Origin of the sequence: Pontibacter flavimaris, from assembly GCF_001907195.1 — a bacterium.
Taxonomy (GTDB): Bacteria; Bacteroidota; Bacteroidia; order Cytophagales; family Hymenobacteraceae; genus Pontibacter; species Pontibacter flavimaris.
In genome coordinates, this window is record NZ_LVWA01000005.1 from 185,702 (window position 1) to 200,727 (window position 15,026).

17 protein-coding genes are annotated in these 15,026 nt (G+C 55.2%); 7 read left to right on the forward strand and 10 right to left on the reverse strand.

The window, feature by feature from the left end; genetic code table 11:
• Nucleotides 1–198: 198 nt before the first annotated feature.
• The gene (gene pfkA, locus A3841_RS09255; RefSeq protein ID WP_073852631.1) at nt 199–1,170 is read right to left on the reverse strand and encodes a 6-phosphofructokinase; all 972 of its coding nucleotides are present in this window, start codon (nt 1,168–1,170) and stop codon (nt 199–201) included.
• 302 nt (nt 1,171–1,472) lie between these two features.
• Here pfkA and A3841_RS09260 point away from each other — a divergent pair, with 302 nt between their 5' ends.
• Nucleotides 1,473–1,901 (forward strand): tellurite resistance TerB family protein, encoded by a 429-nt coding sequence (locus A3841_RS09260; protein ID WP_073852046.1) that lies wholly within the window; start codon nt 1,473–1,475, stop codon nt 1,899–1,901.
• A 95-nt stretch (nt 1,902–1,996) separates the two neighbouring features.
• Nucleotides 1,997–2,311 (forward strand): hypothetical protein, encoded by a 315-nt coding sequence (locus tag A3841_RS09265; RefSeq protein ID WP_073852047.1) that lies wholly within the window; start codon nt 1,997–1,999, stop codon nt 2,309–2,311.
• 139 nt (nt 2,312–2,450) lie between these two features.
• On the opposite strand, the gene A3841_RS09270 is transcribed toward A3841_RS09265, so the two are convergent.
• The 4 genes from A3841_RS09270 to A3841_RS09280 all read right to left on the reverse strand — a co-directional run bounded on the left by A3841_RS09270 (nt 2,451) and on the right by A3841_RS09280 (nt 6,913).
• Nucleotides 2,451–3,077: a hypothetical protein gene (locus A3841_RS09270; RefSeq protein ID WP_073852048.1), complete on the reverse strand. Its 627-nt coding sequence runs from the start codon at nt 3,075–3,077 to the stop codon at nt 2,451–2,453.
• Between the two features lie 47 nt (nt 3,078–3,124).
• Entirely contained in the window at nt 3,125–4,882 is a 1,758-nt protein-coding gene (locus tag A3841_RS09275) for an SLC13 family permease (protein WP_073852049.1), read from the reverse strand.
• An 18-nt stretch (nt 4,883–4,900) separates the two neighbouring features.
• Nucleotides 4,901–5,218 carry a hypothetical protein gene (locus A3841_RS20005; protein WP_139307927.1) on the reverse strand — a complete coding sequence of 106 codons (318 nt, stop codon included), beginning with the start codon at nt 5,216–5,218 and terminating at the stop codon, nt 4,901–4,903.
• A 504-nt stretch (nt 5,219–5,722) separates the two neighbouring features.
• Nucleotides 5,723–6,913: an aspartate aminotransferase family protein gene (locus A3841_RS09280; protein WP_073852632.1), complete on the reverse strand. Its 1,191-nt coding sequence runs from the start codon at nt 6,911–6,913 to the stop codon at nt 5,723–5,725.
• Between the two features lie 265 nt (nt 6,914–7,178).
• Between A3841_RS09280 and A3841_RS09285 the strand changes: the two genes are divergently transcribed.
• Together A3841_RS09285 and A3841_RS09290 are read left to right on the forward strand one after the other, a co-directional pair.
• Nucleotides 7,179–8,717: a sensor histidine kinase gene (locus tag A3841_RS09285; protein WP_073852050.1), complete on the forward strand. Its 1,539-nt coding sequence runs from the start codon at nt 7,179–7,181 to the stop codon at nt 8,715–8,717.
• 124 nt (nt 8,718–8,841) lie between these two features.
• The gene (locus tag A3841_RS09290; protein WP_073852051.1) at nt 8,842–9,030 is read left to right on the forward strand and encodes a type II toxin-antitoxin system RelE/ParE family toxin; all 189 of its coding nucleotides are present in this window, start codon (nt 8,842–8,844) and stop codon (nt 9,028–9,030) included.
• A 54-nt stretch (nt 9,031–9,084) separates the two neighbouring features.
• Here the strand turns inward: A3841_RS09290 and A3841_RS09295 are convergent, their stop codons facing one another.
• A complete protein-coding gene (locus A3841_RS09295) occupies nt 9,085–10,170 on the reverse strand; it encodes an MBL fold metallo-hydrolase (protein WP_073852052.1) in 1,086 nt (361 codons plus the stop codon).
• Between the two features lie 261 nt (nt 10,171–10,431).
• Here A3841_RS09295 and A3841_RS09300 point away from each other — a divergent pair, with 261 nt between their 5' ends.
• From A3841_RS09300 to pepE, 3 genes are all read left to right on the forward strand, one after another.
• Complete coding sequence (locus tag A3841_RS09300; protein ID WP_235861342.1) at nt 10,432–10,662, forward strand: hypothetical protein; 231 nt, start codon at nt 10,432–10,434, stop codon at nt 10,660–10,662.
• A 94-nt stretch (nt 10,663–10,756) separates the two neighbouring features.
• A complete protein-coding gene (locus A3841_RS09305) occupies nt 10,757–11,017 on the forward strand; it encodes a hypothetical protein (protein WP_073852054.1) in 261 nt (86 codons plus the stop codon).
• 260 nt (nt 11,018–11,277) lie between these two features.
• On the forward strand, nt 11,278–11,997 hold the full coding sequence (pepE, locus tag A3841_RS09310) for a dipeptidase PepE (RefSeq protein ID WP_073852055.1): 720 nt from the start codon (nt 11,278–11,280) through the stop codon (nt 11,995–11,997).
• 422 nt (nt 11,998–12,419) lie between these two features.
• Here the strand turns inward: pepE and A3841_RS09315 are convergent, their stop codons facing one another.
• The 4 genes from A3841_RS09315 to A3841_RS09330 form a co-directional block, all read right to left on the reverse strand.
• Entirely contained in the window at nt 12,420–12,872 is a 453-nt protein-coding gene (locus A3841_RS09315) for a hypothetical protein (RefSeq protein WP_235861343.1), read from the reverse strand.
• Between the two features lie 7 nt (nt 12,873–12,879).
• The gene (locus A3841_RS09320) at nt 12,880–13,317 is read right to left on the reverse strand and encodes a hypothetical protein (RefSeq protein WP_073852056.1); all 438 of its coding nucleotides are present in this window, start codon (nt 13,315–13,317) and stop codon (nt 12,880–12,882) included.
• Nucleotides 13,318–13,360: 43 nt separating this feature from the next.
• Entirely contained in the window at nt 13,361–13,900 is a 540-nt protein-coding gene (locus A3841_RS09325; RefSeq protein ID WP_073852057.1) for an RNA polymerase sigma factor, read from the reverse strand.
• A gap of 128 nt (nt 13,901–14,028) precedes the next feature.
• Nucleotides 14,029–14,982 carry a transketolase family protein gene (locus A3841_RS09330; RefSeq protein ID WP_073852058.1) on the reverse strand — a complete coding sequence of 318 codons (954 nt, stop codon included), beginning with the start codon at nt 14,980–14,982 and terminating at the stop codon, nt 14,029–14,031.
• Nucleotides 14,983–15,026: the final 44 nt, after the last annotated feature.

The following is a 15,026-nucleotide window of genomic DNA, read 5'->3' on the forward strand; positions in this document are numbered from 1 at the left end:
GAAGGCGCCCCCTGCTGCTGTACGGGAGAACGGCAATAGTGATAACCAAAGAAATCAGGTTGGGGAGCGGCACCCGGCAGGCCGCCGGATAGACAAAAAAAACACCCCGGCCCAAGTACAAGCGACTTAGGCCGGGGTGTTGTGAAGGTATACTTGCAGCGGGGCCGTCACGGACGGGTGCTGTCAGCAGTTTTATACTTATACTGATAGGATGTTCACCATCTTCAGGTAGTTCGGGTTAATGAGCTTGTCCTTTGTGATGGTGTCGATAAACGGTGTGTAGACCAGCTCGCCGTTGATGATGCCGGCCATCTCGCACTTGCGGCCCTCCAGCAGGCCCTCCACGCAGGCAATGCCCAGCTGGCTGGCCAGCATGCGGTCGGCGGCGGTGGGGGCGCCCCCGCGCTGCACGTGGCCAAGTATGGTTACGCGGGCATCCATGTGCGGCAACTCCTCCTGCACTTTGCGGGCCACCTCGTTGGCGTTTCCGGCCTCATCGCCCTCGGCAATGATAACGATAAAGGATGTTTTGGAGCGGTTCCAGCCGGTGCGCAGCGTATCCACCACGTGCTCTATACTTGTATCGGCCTCCGGGATCATCACGATCTCAGCGCCGCCGCCAATGGCGCAGGGCATGGCAATATAGCCGGAGTCGCGGCCCATCACCTCAATGAAGAACACGCGGTCGTGGCTGTCCGCCGTATCGCGGATCTTGTCGATCGCGTCGAGGGCGGTGTTCACGGCCGTGTCGTAGCCGATGGTGTAGTCTGTTCCGTACAGGTCGTTGTCGATCGTACCGGGGGCACCCACCGTCGGGATGCCGAACTCCTCGAAGAAAATATTGGCGCCGGTAAAGGTGCCGTCTCCGCCGATACACACCAGTCCCTCAATGCCAAACTTCACCAGTTGCTCGTATGCCTGCTTGCGGCCCTCCGGCGTTCCAAAGTCCTTGCTGCGCGCCGAGCGGAGTATGGTGCCGCCTTTCTGTATGATGTTGCTTACCGAGTGGGAGTCCATTTTGTAGATCTCGCCCTTGATCATGCCCTTGTATCCCCGATGGATACCATATATTTCTACCCCATGATACACGGCCGCCCTTACAATTGCTCTGATACATGCGTTCATGCCTGGCGCGTCGCCGCCCGAAGTAAATACTCCAATCCTCTTCATGGTGTTAGTGTCTCTGTTAGTTGTGGTAATGTTACTCAAAAGTAGAAAATTGAATTTTATCTAAAGGTTAATTTATGCGAGACGCCCGCGCTGGTCGTTATACTTAAGAGGCAGGGATAAAAACTGCCGCTGTAACGCGACTTAAAATAGCGAAAACCGTATGTTATACCGACAGACTTCACGCTTGCCAGGCGGTGAGGTTCGCTGGCTTAGGTGGCAACGATGCCCCCTAAGTTTCGGTGCAGGCCGTGTCAGCACAAATTGGAGTCCAAGTAAAGTAATTTAACCTACAGAGGCAACGTATGTTCGGTTTTTTTGAGAGCGAAGAGACAAAAAGATTAAAAAGCCATATCGCCAACCTTGGGGCATTGGCTAAAGTTGATGGCCATTTGGATCCTTCCGAGATGAAGTTCATTGTTGCCATCGGGGCAAAGCATGGCCTCAAGGCGGATGAGGTGCGCGGTCTGCTGTCGGATGTTAAGCTCAAGGCGCCGCAACTGCCCACCAACGACGCCGAGCGCTTCGACCAGATCTACGACCTGGTGGAGATGATGCTGGCCGACGGCATCGTGGACGAGAGCGAGATGGATTTCTGCATTAACATGGCCGCCCGGCTCGGCTTCAAGAAGACGGTTGTGGGGGTGCTGGTGCGAAAGATAACAATGGGTGTAAAGGATGGCCTGTCGCGCGACAACATCAGGCAGGAGGCGCAGGCTCTGCTCAATTACTGATAATAGTCCTATTTATACTTTATACTTTAGGCGGTAGCAGGCAGCTTCCGGCACGTATACACTAGAAGTATAAACCCAAACTTCTCTTAAGCCGGATGAGGCAAAGCCGCTATTCGTTTCTATTTCTTGTATTATCGCTCTACGGCAGCCTGCTGATGGCCGCGGCTGCCTTTTACCTGCCCGGCAATTACCATCCGATGGTGTTTCTGCTGCGGTTCGGCACGTTCTGGTTTTGTAGCTTTTTGCTCGCGATGCTGGTGTTCCTATACTATACCCGGCGTCAGATTTATACGTTATCCAAAGTAGACAGGGCCAGGGTGATGCGGCTGAGTACCTACGCCGTGAGCGCGGGCCTGGTGCTGGCGCTGGCCGTGGCCTCTACGCTGTTTGTGTTGCGGGAGGCGTGGTAGTTTTATACTTTCGCCCTGATTTACTTTGTTTCCTGCTTATACTTACCAGCTACATCTTGGGGTTTTATACTTGCCTTCTACCGCTGCTGTGCAGTTTTCCGTGTGTACAGCATGATCTCAGACCTTACAGCCCGGCTCTTCACTCTTCATTTTCCAGTGAGAAAAGTTCGAAGGCGCCGTTCCTGTAAATATAAGCATTCACCTCCTGGCCCACACCCACGGCGATGGCATCGTGCGGCAGCTCTACCTCATTCATGCTATGCAACTCCTGCACCTGCTCGCCCTGAGGCAGGCGGTAAAGGTAATAGAGGCTCCTGAGGGTGCCGCGCTCGTTAAACAGAATGTCCCGCTTCAGCTCCTCCAACGTATACCTGCCATCCTGCGGCTGCAGCGCTGCCACGATCACCACCTCTTTGCCCTGCTGCAGCTGCAGCGCCACGTCCTGTCGGCCGTCGCCATCAAAATCGCCGCGGGCAAAGGCTGCGCCGCTGGCGAATTCGGTTGCCTGCTGCTGCGCACCCGCCGCTATTTCCGGTACCTTCCACCCGGGATACCTTGTTTCCAGCAGTTGCATGACCGGCTGCGGCAGCGGCAGCGTTGGATCGGTTACCGTCTCGTCGGTTCTTACGGCGTCCTTCTCCGTGTCGGCAATAGAGTCGAGCGCTTTGGCGGGAGGGGCTACCTGCACGTGCTCGTCCTGCACCTGCTCGTTCTCCGGAGAACAGGCCAGCAGGCAGAGGGGCAGGAGGTAAAGTATACTTTTCATAGGCGTTCAGATTTTGCTTTTATTGTACTCCCTTTCCTTACAGCCTGTTACAGGGGCCAGATGAGCGGTGTCAGCACCAGGATGACCAGGATAAGCAGCAGCGTGAGCGGCGTGCCCACCTTGATAAAATCCCAGAAGCGGTACTTGCCCGGGCTATACACCAGGATACAGGCCGGCTCAAAGGGCGTTACCAGCGACACCGATGCCGCCAGCATGATGGCAATGGCAAAAGCCCGGGGGTCGGAGTCCAGCGTTACGGCTGTGCTGAGCGCCACTGGCACGATCACCAGCGCCGCCGCCGCGTTCGACATGGGCTGGGTAAGTATAACCGTGAGCACCACAAAGCCCGCCAGCACCGCCAGCTTGCCCATGGGCCCGAGCAAATCCACAATGCCCTCAGCCAGGAAGTCGGCCGCGCCGGAGTTCTCCATGGCCGTGCCAAACGCGGTCATGCCGCCAATAAGTATGAGCAGCTTAAAGTCGATGGCGGCATAAGCCTTCTCGGAGCTGATGCACCTGAACAGGATGGTGGCAAGGGCAGCCAGCAGAAAGGAGATGGAAAGCGGGAGCACCTGGAGCGTGCCCAACAGTATGGCCACAAGGAAGCAGGAGATGGCGATGATGCCCTTGCGCTTCTTAAAGAGCACTGGCTCAAACTCGCCGATAAGGGCCAGGTTATTGGAGTTGCGCAACTGCGCCAGCCGCTCAGGCGAGCCCTGCACCAGCAGCAGGTCGCCGAGCTGTAGCTTTATACTTCCTATCTTGCTGCGTAGCGTTTCGCCGTGGCGCGAGATGGCCAGCACCACCAGCCCGTAGCGCTGCAGGAAGTTTATCTCCTTTATCGTGCGGCCGATCAGCACCGACTGCCGCACCACCAGCAGCTCCGCCAGGCGGATGTTGTCCGTTACCAGGTCCTTCTCCAGGATAACGTCGGCCATGATATCGATGCCCTTGGTTTCCTTCACCTTTATCAGGTTGTCCAGGTCGCCCTCCACCAGCAGCACATCGCCCTCGCGTATGCGCGTGCGGAAGTCGGGCAGGAAGTTGTCTTCCCCCCGGATGATGTTGAGGATGCGGAAGTTAAGCGAGGTAAGGTCGGAGGCGAACACCAGCTGCCCCACCAGCGGCGACTCCGGCTGCACCACAATCTCGGTCAGGTACTTCTGCAGTTTATACTCTTCGGTCAGCTCCTGGTCATCGTGGTCGGGCAACAGGCGCTGCCCGACCGTCATCATATACACCACCCCGACCAGGAAAATCACGAACCCTATCCCTGAAATCTCGAAAAGGCCGATGGGAGCCAGGCCTGTCTTGGCGATATAACCGCTCACGGCCACGTTGGTGGAGGTGCCGATGAGCGTGCAGGTGCCGCCAAGTATGGCCGCGAAGGCCAGCGGCATCAGCAGCTTGGAGGCGTTGGTGTTGATGCGTTTGGAAAGACCTACCAGAGGCGTGACGAACATGGCCGTCACGGTGGTGTTGTTCATGAACGCCGAGACAAAGCCCGTCACGATCATGATGATGAGCAGCATCAGGCTGGAGCTGTGCTCGGCCAGCCGTGCCAGCCGCACAACGGCGAAATCTAGTATGCCCGTTTCCTGCAGGGCGGCGCTAAGTATAAAAATGGAGGCGATAATGATGATGAAGTCGCTGCTGAAGCCGGCGAAGGCCTCCTCGGGTGAGATAATGCGCGCGCTTGCCAGGAGGATAAGCATCAGCAGGGTCACGATCTCGATTGAGAGCTTCTCCGTGGCAAACAGCACGATAGCAATCGCCAGCAGTGTCAGCACAAGGGCTATTTCCATAAGGTTGCGTTGAGTGGCCTATACCCTTGGAGAAAGTATAGCCCCGGTTTTTACGTGCAATCGGTGCTGCGGTTGCTGGCGGGGGTGTTGGTTGGTTAGTAGTTGTTCGTGATTTGTCGTTAGGGATGAGTTGAAGGGAAGCATACTTTCCCGCCGCGCGCTTTCAGCTCGTGGCTTTGCATAGGACCAGCTTTCAGCTGGTATAAGTATAAGTATAAGTATAAGTATAAGTATAAGTATAAGTATAAGTATAAGTATAAGTATGGCGCTTACAGGCTGAAAGCCACCTTCTGCTCTGGCGCAAGCGTCCGCTTGTGCCTTTCGTACTCCGGCCATACTTTCATAGCCGCTGCTTCCTTCCACTTGATACAAGCTATACTTTCTAGCTACCACTGACCCTCTAGTTCCCACAAGCCTACAGTTTCATTTCTGGCTTTGGTGCTCTCAAGCCCGAGAGGGCTCGTCCTTAGGCATCGCGCTGTGTTCCCTCCTGCGCCAGGGCGCTGCCCTTCGGGCACCGGATCTCACAAGGCGCTCAACCCAAGGACTGGGATCAGTTCGACAGCCACGGCCTTTGCAATACAACAAGTATAAATTGTCCCCTTGAGGGACTATAGGGCTGTTCATACTTCAGCAATGAAACTTATACTTCCGCATCAGTAATAACAGGTTCCCCTCCTTGGACAAGGAGGGGTAGGGGTGGTTGGATTCGATACTACAAAACTCCCTCCCCTGTTTTTAGGGGAGGGCTGGGGTGGGGTAATACAGGTTGGATCCGGTATCCACAGAAAGAGACGCAACACCTTGCGTCTCTTCAAGTATAGGTTCCTCAATTCATTCTTAACTGCCCACTGCCTCCTCGATGGAGCGAAGTATAACGGCGCAGGCCTCGCGAATTTCGGCTTCGGTGATGACCAGGGGTGGGGCGATGCGCATGGAGTTGTCGCAGAACAGGAACCAGTCGGTGAGCACGCCGTTGAGGATGGCGCGGTCGATCACGGCCTTCAGCACCTCGAAGCTCTCAAACTCGGCGGCCATCATCAGACCACAGTTGCGAATTTCTTTGATGCGCGGGTGCACCAGCAGTTCCTTAAACAACGCTGCTTTCTCGGCCACGCCTTCCAGTAGCTTTTCCTCCAGTATCGTCTGCAGGGTAGCCAGCGAGGCGGCGCAGCTTACCGGATGCCCGCCGAAGGTGGTGCAGTGGCCAAGTATAGGGTCGGTTTTAAAGGCGGCCATGATCTCCTGCGGCGCGATAAAGGCCCCGATCGGCATGCCGCCGCCCATGCCTTTGGCGCAAAGCAGAATGTCGGGCTCGATGCCGAACTGCTCAAAGGCCCAGAACGTGCCGGTGCGGCCAAAGCCACACTGGATCTCGTCGAGGATCAGCAGGGCGCCCACCTCGGTGCAGCGCTTGCGCAGGTGCTGCAGGTAATCATTCTCGGACACGCGCACCCCCGCCTCGCCCTGTACCGTCTCGATGATAACAGCGGCCGTGCGGGTGGTTATACTTTGCAGGTCGGGGAGGTGGTTGTAGCGGATGTGGCGCACATCGGGCAGCAGCGGCCGGAACGCATTCTTAAAGCCCTCGCTGCCGTTCACTGACAGGGCCCCCTGGGTGGAGCCGTGGTAGGCGTTGCGGCAGGACACCAGCTCGGTGCGGCCGGTATGGCGTTTGGCAAGTTTCAGGGCACCCTCCACCGCCTCTGTGCCGGAGTTCAGGAAGTATACGTTGTTGAGGCGCGCCGGCAGGGTGGCTGTAATCGCCTGCGCCAGCTGCGCCTGCGGGGCCTGCACAAACTCGCCGTACACCATCAGGTGCAGGTACTTATCCAGCTGCTCGTGTATGGCCTTTAGCACGCGCGGGTGCCGGTGCCCCACGTTGCTCACGCCTATGCCCGAGATCAGGTCGAGGTAGCGCTCACCCTGTGTGCCATGCATGTATATCCCCTCTGCCTTCTCCACCTCAATCATCAGCGGAAAGTCTGATGTCTGCGCCACATGCTGCAGAAACAATTGCCTCATCGAAATCATGGTGCAAAGATACGCAAATAAGTGCAGAAGAAGGCGGGCGGGCCTGGCGGCGGGTACGGTTTATATAGCACAAAGGCTATATACAAGTTTAATTATTTTATGCCAATACGGCGCGTTAATTGTACTATATAAAGTAATTGTCTAATTAAACGTGCTATACTTTTTTCGTTAGAACATTCATGCCTAGTTTTAGTACTATCACTATTTAATACGTGTGTTTCTTTTGTGTAAACAGCCAGTCTGAAACTGGCCAACTATTTAGATGAGCGAGGAAAACTACACTTTACGGGACTCCTCCGAGCTACTGTCGGATAACCAGGATCTGTACAGGCTGCTCGTGCAGGGGGTGCATGATTATGCCATCTTTCTCCTGAGCCCCTCCGGTTTTATCCAGACCTGGAACGCCGGCGCCGAAAAAATCAAAGGCTATAAGGCAGCGGAAATTATAGGCCAGCACTTCTCCATATTCTACCCCGAGGCAGCTATCCGCATACAGCACCCCGAACTGGAGCTGAAGTATGCCCGGGAGCATGGCCGCTTCGAGGAGGAAGGCTGGCGCCTGAAGAAAGACGGCTCCCCATTCTGGGCCAACGTCATCATCACAGCTATTCGCAGCCAGGATAGCGACAGGCTTATCGGCTTCTCCAAGATCACCCGCGACCTTACCGACCGGAAGCTCCTGGAAGATAAACTTTCCAGGACCATGGCTGAGCTCCGGGACAGCGAAGAGCGGGCAAGGCTGCTAACAGAGAGTGTGCGGGATTACGCCATCTTTATGCTTACCCCCGATGGCATTGTAGCCTCCTGGAACCGGGGGGCCGAGAAGATCAAGGGCTACAAGGCGGAGGAAATCATAGGCAAGCACTTCTCCACGTTCTATACCCAGGAGGCCAGGGATAAAAAGTTTACGGAGTACGAGCTAAGCAAGGCCCTGCAGGACGGGCGCTTCGAGGATGAGGGCTGGCGTGTACGCAAAGACGGCAGTACGTTCTGGGCCAACGTCATCATCACGCCTGTTTACAACGCAGAGCGAAAGCTCCTTGGCTTCTCCAAGATCACCCGCGACAACTCGGAGAAGAGGAAGAACGAGGAGCTGATGCGCAAGAACAAGGAACTGCACAAGATCAACACCGACCTGGACAACTTCGTGTACACCGCCTCCCACGACCTGAAGGCGCCCATCTCTAACTTGGAGGGCTTGGTCTCTTTACTAAAGATGGACCTGGGCCCGGACCTGGAGAAGCATCAGGAGGTGGTTACCCGCATCGATAGATCCATCCACCGCCTCAACAGCATTATATTTGACCTGACCGATATCTCCAGGGTGCAGCACGAGGTGCACCAGGTGGAGAAGGTGGAGCTGGCAGAGCTGATGGCGGATGTGGAGGACAGCCTGGAGAACCTTATCTTCTCCTGCAACGCAATTATAGAGAAAGACTTCTCGGCTTTCAGCCACTTAAGCTATTCCCGCAAGAACCTGCGGAGCATCCTCTTCAACCTTGTTTCCAACGCCATAAAGTACGCTTCGCCTGAGCGCCGCCCGCTTATCAGGATCAAAACCGAGGAGCAGGAAGGGCAGTACGTGCTGTCGGTATCTGACAACGGTCTGGGCATAGACGAGAAGCACCAGCAGAAAATATTCTCGATGTTCAGGCGCCTGCACACGCACGTGGAGGGCACGGGCCTGGGGCTATACCTGGTGAAGCGTATCCTGGAGAACTCCGAGGACAGGATAGAGGTGGAGAGTGAGGAGGGGAAAGGGTCGACCTTCAGGCTATACTTTCATCAGCGCCCGGTATAGTTTATACTTCTTCTGCAGCGCTACAACAACGTATAAATCTGATCTCTTTAAGCGGCATGCTCGTACAAACAGGTGAGCCGGAGGATACGGAACAGATGTATCACTTAACCGAAAGGAGAGAAAAATGCCAAGAGGAGATAAATCAGCCTATACCGATAAGCAGAAACGCAAAGCCGAGCACATTGAGGAGGGGTACGAAAAGCGTGGCGTGAGCCCTGAGGAGGCCGAGAAGCGTGCATGGGCGACCGTGAACAAACAGGATGGCGGCGGAAACAAGAGCGGCTCGGGCCGGAAGAACCACCCGGAGAGTTAGCAGGCAAGTATAAACAGCAAGGGCCAGGAAGCATTTTCCTGGCCCTTTTGCTTTTTACGGATAATTGTTCGTCAGCTCCGTCGGGTTTTCTAAGTCATGATCGGGGGCGTCGTGCAGGGCGCGGTTATGGGAGTAGGGCCGCTGCGCCGCGCTGTGCCGCGACTTCCTGTTGTCATCATCCTTATTTTGGTTACCCCGTTTGCTAAAGGCCACCCAGGCGGCGCCGGCCAGCGCCACGGCGCCCGCCACCGCCAGCACCGTTGGCACCGGGTTGCTGACCGGCGGTGGCACTGACACCACGCCATACTCATCCACTACGGCAGGCTCATGCACGTAGCGCCCGTGCCTGGGCACGGCCACCAGCCAGAAATCCTGCACCAGGCGCTCAAGTTGGCGCCGCAGCTCCTCGCCCTGCATGGGCATGCCGTGTCCCGAGGCGGCTATTTCCAGTTTCAGGTGACTGAGTGTTTCCACGGAATGGTGGGCAGAGCCCCAATCGGGTGTAAAGTAGGCAGGCGGCCCGTGCACCTCGCGCTTCTGTGTGATCAGTGCGATGGCCGATTCGCCATGGCGCGTTACAAAGGCATCGCCCACAATTAGCGTGCGGTCTTCTTCGCGGAACAATGAAACATGCCCTGCCGTGTGGCCCGGCGTGTGTATCCAGCGCCAACCCTCCAGGCCTGGCACACTGCCGTCCGGGGGGAGCAGCTCCACGCGGTTCCTGATGTTGATCGGTTTCTTAGGATAAGTGAACGAGAGGTAGGCCACCGCGCCGCCGCCTACGCTTGGGTCTGGTGGCGGGTAGCTGCTCTGGCCCGTGAGGTAGGGAAGCTCCATCGGGTGGGCATAAACAGGCACATCCCACAACTCTGCCAGCTCCTTTACGGCCCCCACATGGTCGAAGTGGCCATGGGTGAGCACAATAGCCTTTGGCCTGCTGTCGGGGCCGAAGATCTCTGCGGCGGCCTCTCTTATCTTGCCGGCCGAGCCGGGTATGCCGGCATCTACCAGTACCCACGAGCCATCGGGGTTGGCTGCAAAGTATAGGTTTACGATGACGGTTTTTAAGCCGAATACACGCGGGGCAGCGGTAAACGTGTGTCGTTTACCGGTTTTGTTTCGTGCTGCTGTTGCCTCCATAAGCTTGTCTGTTTTAGTATGTTGAAACCTGAACTTAGTCTTACGGAACATCTGCCAGATAAGCTGCCAAATCCTGCGCAGGCACCTCTTTTAACATAATTTATGGAGCTGTTGTGGCTTACTGCCTGGGAGGCACGCTTTTTGTGCTCCATTTCCTGCCTGCCGATAAAATCGAGAGCATAGTTTCCTGGTTTGCAGGAATTATTTATATTAGAGCAAAGTTTACTTAACATGGTTAATTTATTCATACCCCCAAGCTATATGGCTGTCTATGCAAAGTGCGTGGATGCGACCATGCCCGCCTTCGAACCGGAAGAGTGGATTGAGGAAGGGAAGGTGTACCCGGTAAAGCATTTCACGGAGCCCCTGAACCAGGGCGAAGGGTTTGCTGTAACGATTATGGACGAGGATGGGGTAGAGATTCACCCGTCGGCCTCGCACTGGAGCTTTGCTTCCACACGCTTTGAGCTCTACACGCTTCACCTGAACTAGACCAAAATCAGGAAATTTACGTTAAACTATAAAGGCTGCCCCGTGCAGCCTTTTTTATAACTAAATTGTTGGACAGTGTAGCAGAAATTTACCCATGAGTGCCGAAGAATTCAATGAGTTGCCGCCGCACCTGCAGGCAACGCTGGCCTTAGACCAGGGCCATTACCTGCACCACCGCATCAAGGGCTGGTGCAAAATCGACCTCTACTGGCTCCACGACTTCTATGTGGAGCTCTGGTTCCTGTATGATTTGAAAAGCATCGGCCTCGTGCGCGCGCTCACCAGCAACCGCCAGTTGGAGCCCTACCTCGAGACCATCAGGCTAAAACTGAAGACTCAGAAGAAGGACAGGTAGTTCTGAAAATACAGACGCGGAAAGTATAGCAGAACCATAAATCTCATACTTTCTTTGCCTCATTTGTCCCTGCAAGTATAAAATTTACATTGCATCCTTTTAGATTCTAGCTTTACGCGATAACGCTGGGCTACAGTCCGTGCCCTTTCATGGCTGGGCAAGTATGAGTTAATCTAAAGAAAGGGTATCCCTACCACTCCCCTCATTCTAAATTTCATCTTTCTCCCGTCGGCTCAGCCTCAAATTCCCTATCTTTGGGTATGAGCAGAAACCTACTTTTGATAAGCACCTCTACCACGCACGGCACCGGCTACCTGGAGCATGCGGAGCAGGAGATAAGGGCCCTGCTGGAGGGGAAAAAGAGCGTCTTGTTTATACCTTACGCCCGTCCGGGAGGCATATCACATAAAGATTATACTTCTAAGGCGCGCGAGGCCTTTGAGAAATGGGGCATAAGTGTGAGCGGGTTGCATGAGTACGATGATGCGCCAAAAGCAGTGAAAGAGGCGGAGGCGGTGTTTATAGGGGGCGGAAACACCTTCGTGCTGCTGCGCCAGCTCTACCAGAACAAGGTGGTGGAGCCGCTGCGGGAGCGTGTGCGGCAGGGCATGCCTTACATGGGCACCAGCGCGGGCACCAACGTGGCGGGCAAAACCATCGGCACCACCAATGACATGCCGATCGTGCATGTAAAAACCTTTGATGCGCTGCAATTGGTGCCGTTCAACATCAACCCGCATTTCCAGGACCCTGACCCGGGCTCCACGCACATGGGCGAGACGCGCGATACCCGCATTGCCGAATTCCACCACCACAATCAACAACCGGTCATCGGCCTGCGCGAGGGCAGCATGCTGCGCGTGCAAGGCGACAAGATGAAGCTGCTGGGGCCACACACGGCGCGGGTTTTCCTGCAAACTGACAAGCCCATGGAGTTCAAGCCATCCGATGATCTCAACTTCCTGCTGGATGTATACTAAGTAGGTCAGATATGAATCTCTTACTGCAGTGAAAGTGTGATTCTGTATGGAGTGGGGCGTGCGCTCTAAAAAACAATAACCCAGCCTTATTCCTCCAGGGAGGCAGGGCTGTTACGTTTTCGTTTTTGTCATCCTGAAAGGATCTTGGTTGCCAGTAGCAACGGCTTAACCTACCTGCTACCAAGATTCTTAACAGAATGACAGATGTTTTTAATAGCGGGGTAGTAAGAAGTTAACAGCCCGACATTTAGGGAGGGGAATTGGCTATCCTGACTAGCTCTGATGCGACGAATAAATCCATATTAGTATAAAGTATAAACCTAAGTTCCCCAGAAGATTTATACTTTATACTTCGCTGAAACTGAAAAGGCGCCCCGTTACGGTAGCGCCCTTTCCACTCTCAACTTTAGCCAATTTTAACCTTAATTGTTCGCTCTTTTGTCGTCCAGGCGCTTCAGGAGCATTTTCGTGAATTCCCGCTCTCCGCGGTAAAGCTTTATGAGTTGCTTGTAGGAGATGACCTTCAGGTACCTGCCGGCGTAGTCCTTCTCCAGTTCAAGCTCTTTGTCCTTCGTTATAAACATGTGGTCGATGCGCGACTTTGCTTCCTGGTCGCTGAGCGCGTCCACATCCTGGCGGTAGCCGCTGCGGTAGCCTCTTATCAGGGTGCGGCGTTTGGCCTCGTACTCGTTGTAAAGGGGCCAGAACTTCTGCGACTGCTCGGAGCTGAGTCCCATCTTGTCGGTCAGGAAGGCTGTTTTGGCGGCCTCCACACTCTCCTGGCGCTCCTGCGTGCGGCTATCCTGGGCCATGGCTGCAGTGCCGCCAAACAAGAGGGCACAGCTAAAAAGTAATAGGAATGTGAAAAGCTTCATGGGTGAATTAGTAGTCAATGTTATTCAGGTTGTAGTACTCCAGCTCCTCTTCGGCAGCCGTGGCACTTACGTTTAAGACGTCGGCCGGCAGTTCCTGCTCGCGCAGGGTGTTCAGCTCGGCAAAGTCTGTTGTCTCAATGGTCGTATAGGCACTCAGGTAATCCACGATCTCGGTATCCGACACCCTGGCCAGGTTCATAAGCTGCTTCTCCTGCCCGGCCGTCATACTATAGTAGAAGACGCCCACGAAAACCAGCAGCAGTAACAATAGCGGGGCCATAGCCAGCCGCAGCGGGCGCCACAGGTTCGGCAGCCAGGCCACCTGTTCCTGCTCCCTGGCGGCGGTTCGCTCCATCACGCGCATCGGCAGCCGGTCGAAGTAGCCTTCCGGTACCTGGTAAGGGTTGCGCCTGGGTATGTCGCTGAGTTTAACTTCTTTCTTCATGCTTTTGAACTCTTCCTGTTAGATGGGGCCTGCCCCCTATAGTTTAATCCCGCTTTATAAATTCTTCTATTTTTTTTACCGCGATGTGGTAAGATGCCTTCAAAGCCCCTACGGAAGTGCCCAGTATCTCGGACATCTCCTCATACTTCATCTCGTCGAAGTACTTCATGTTAAATACCAGGCGTTGCTTTTCGGGCAGGCGCAGGATGGCTTTCTGCAGCTTCATCTGCACCTCATCGCCAGCCAGTTCGGGGCTAGCCTCCACCTTTTCCATCAGCTCGGCGGTCACATCGTTCAGGGGCAGGAAAAATTTCCTTTTTTTACTGGAAAGGAAGGAAAGGCACTCGTTGGTGGCGATGCGGTAGATCCAGGTATAGAGCTGGGCGTCCTGGCGGAAGTTGTCGAGGTTCTTCCATACTTTCAGAAACACGTCCTGCGTCAGGTCGTCGGCGTCGTCATGGTCGATTACCATCTTGCGGATGTGCCAGTAGATCTTCTCCTGGTACTTGCGCACAAGTTGGTTAAAAGCCATGTTGCGGCTCTCGGGCTGGGCAAATTTCTCAAGTAGCTCTTTGTCTTCCAACGGGTGGTATCGGTAAACAGGATCGGCAGGCTCAGAAGTATACTTCCTCCTGAGGAAACAGCAAGTATACAAAAAAGAGAGGGAGATACCGCTGTACCTCCCTCTAATTATACGGTGTGAATACCTGATTACTTTCTGCTGATGGCGCGCTCTGCGGCGGCCACAATGTCATTCTCCGTCAGGCCATACTTCTCCATCAGCTCGTCCGGGGTGGCCGACTCGCCAAAGGTGTCGTTTACGGCCACGTACTCCTGTGGGGCGGGTTTAGAGGTGGCCAGCGCCTGTGCAATGCTGTCGCCCAGGCCGCCGATGCGGTTGTGCTCCTCTGCCGATACCACGCAGCCCGTCTTGGCCACAGACTTCAGCACCGCCTCGGTATCCAGCGGCTTAATGGTGTGGATGTTGATGATCTCGGCAGAGATGCCTTTATCAGCCAGGATCTTTCCGGCAAGTATGGCCTTCCAAACCAGGTGGCCGGTGGCGAAGATGCTTACGTCTGTTCCCTCGTTCAGCATCACGGCCTTGCCGATCTCGAACTTCTGGTCGGCAGGGGTGAAGATAGGCACCACCGGGCGGCCGAAGCGCAGGTAAACCGGGCCCTCGTAGTCGGCAATGGCGATGGTGGCGGCCTTGGTCTGGTTGTAGTCGCAAGGGTTGATCACGGTCATGCCGGGCAGCATCTTCATCATGCCGATGTCTTCCAGGATCTGGTGCGTGGCGCCGTCCTCGCCCAGGGTAAGGCCCGCGTGCGAGGCGCAGATCTTCACGTTCTTACCCGAGTAGGCCACCGATTGGCGGATCTGGTCGTACACGCGGCCGGTGGAGAAGTTGGCAAAGGTGCCCGTGAACGGAATTTTACCGCCGATGGTCATCCCTGCGGCCAGGCCGATCATGTTGGCTTCGGCAATGCCCACCTGGAAGAAACGCTCCGGAAACTCCTTCTGGAAAGCACCCATTTTCAGGGAGCCGATCAGGTCGGCGCACAGGCCCACCACGTTGGGGTTCCGGCGACCCAGCTCTAACAAACCGTCACCGAAGCCGGAACGCGTGTCTTTTTTCTCTGTATAAGTATACTCTTTCATCTCTCTGTTTTTTTCTGTAGCTTATAGAGGGCGCCTGCCTGGTT

Bases quoted from the DNA above. Each gene is read 5' to 3' on its own strand.
- A3841_RS09270 (WP_073852048.1), bottom strand. From the start codon at position 3,077: ATGAAAAGTATACTTTACCTCCTGCCCCTCTGCCTGCTGGCCTGTTCT.
- A3841_RS09300 (WP_235861342.1), top strand. From the start codon at position 10,432: ATGGCTGTCTATGCAAAGTGCGTGGATGCGACCATGCCCGCCTTCGAA.
- A3841_RS20005 (WP_139307927.1), bottom strand. From the start codon at position 5,218: ATGGCCGGAGTACGAAAGGCACAAGCGGACGCTTGCGCCAGAGCAGAA.
- A3841_RS09315 (WP_235861343.1), bottom strand. From the start codon at position 12,872: ATGAAGCTTTTCACATTCCTATTACTTTTTAGCTGTGCCCTCTTGTTT.
- A3841_RS09265 (WP_073852047.1), top strand. From the start codon at position 1,997: ATGAGGCAAAGCCGCTATTCGTTTCTATTTCTTGTATTATCGCTCTAC.
- A3841_RS09295 (WP_073852052.1), bottom strand. From the start codon at position 10,170: ATGGAGGCAACAGCAGCACGAAACAAAACCGGTAAACGACACACGTTT.
- A3841_RS09285 (WP_073852050.1), top strand. From the start codon at position 7,179: ATGAGCGAGGAAAACTACACTTTACGGGACTCCTCCGAGCTACTGTCG.
- pepE (WP_073852055.1), top strand. From the start codon at position 11,278: ATGAGCAGAAACCTACTTTTGATAAGCACCTCTACCACGCACGGCACC.
- A3841_RS09320 (WP_073852056.1), bottom strand. From the start codon at position 13,317: ATGAAGAAAGAAGTTAAACTCAGCGACATACCCAGGCGCAACCCTTAC.
- A3841_RS09275 (WP_073852049.1), bottom strand. From the start codon at position 4,882: ATGGAAATAGCCCTTGTGCTGACACTGCTGGCGATTGCTATCGTGCTG.
- A3841_RS09305 (WP_073852054.1), top strand. From the start codon at position 10,757: ATGAGTGCCGAAGAATTCAATGAGTTGCCGCCGCACCTGCAGGCAACG.
- A3841_RS09260 (WP_073852046.1), top strand. From the start codon at position 1,473: ATGTTCGGTTTTTTTGAGAGCGAAGAGACAAAAAGATTAAAAAGCCAT.
- pfkA (WP_073852631.1), bottom strand. From the start codon at position 1,170: ATGAAGAGGATTGGAGTATTTACTTCGGGCGGCGACGCGCCAGGCATG.
- A3841_RS09290 (WP_073852051.1), top strand. From the start codon at position 8,842: ATGCCAAGAGGAGATAAATCAGCCTATACCGATAAGCAGAAACGCAAA.
- A3841_RS09330 (WP_073852058.1), bottom strand. From the start codon at position 14,982: ATGAAAGAGTATACTTATACAGAGAAAAAAGACACGCGTTCCGGCTTC.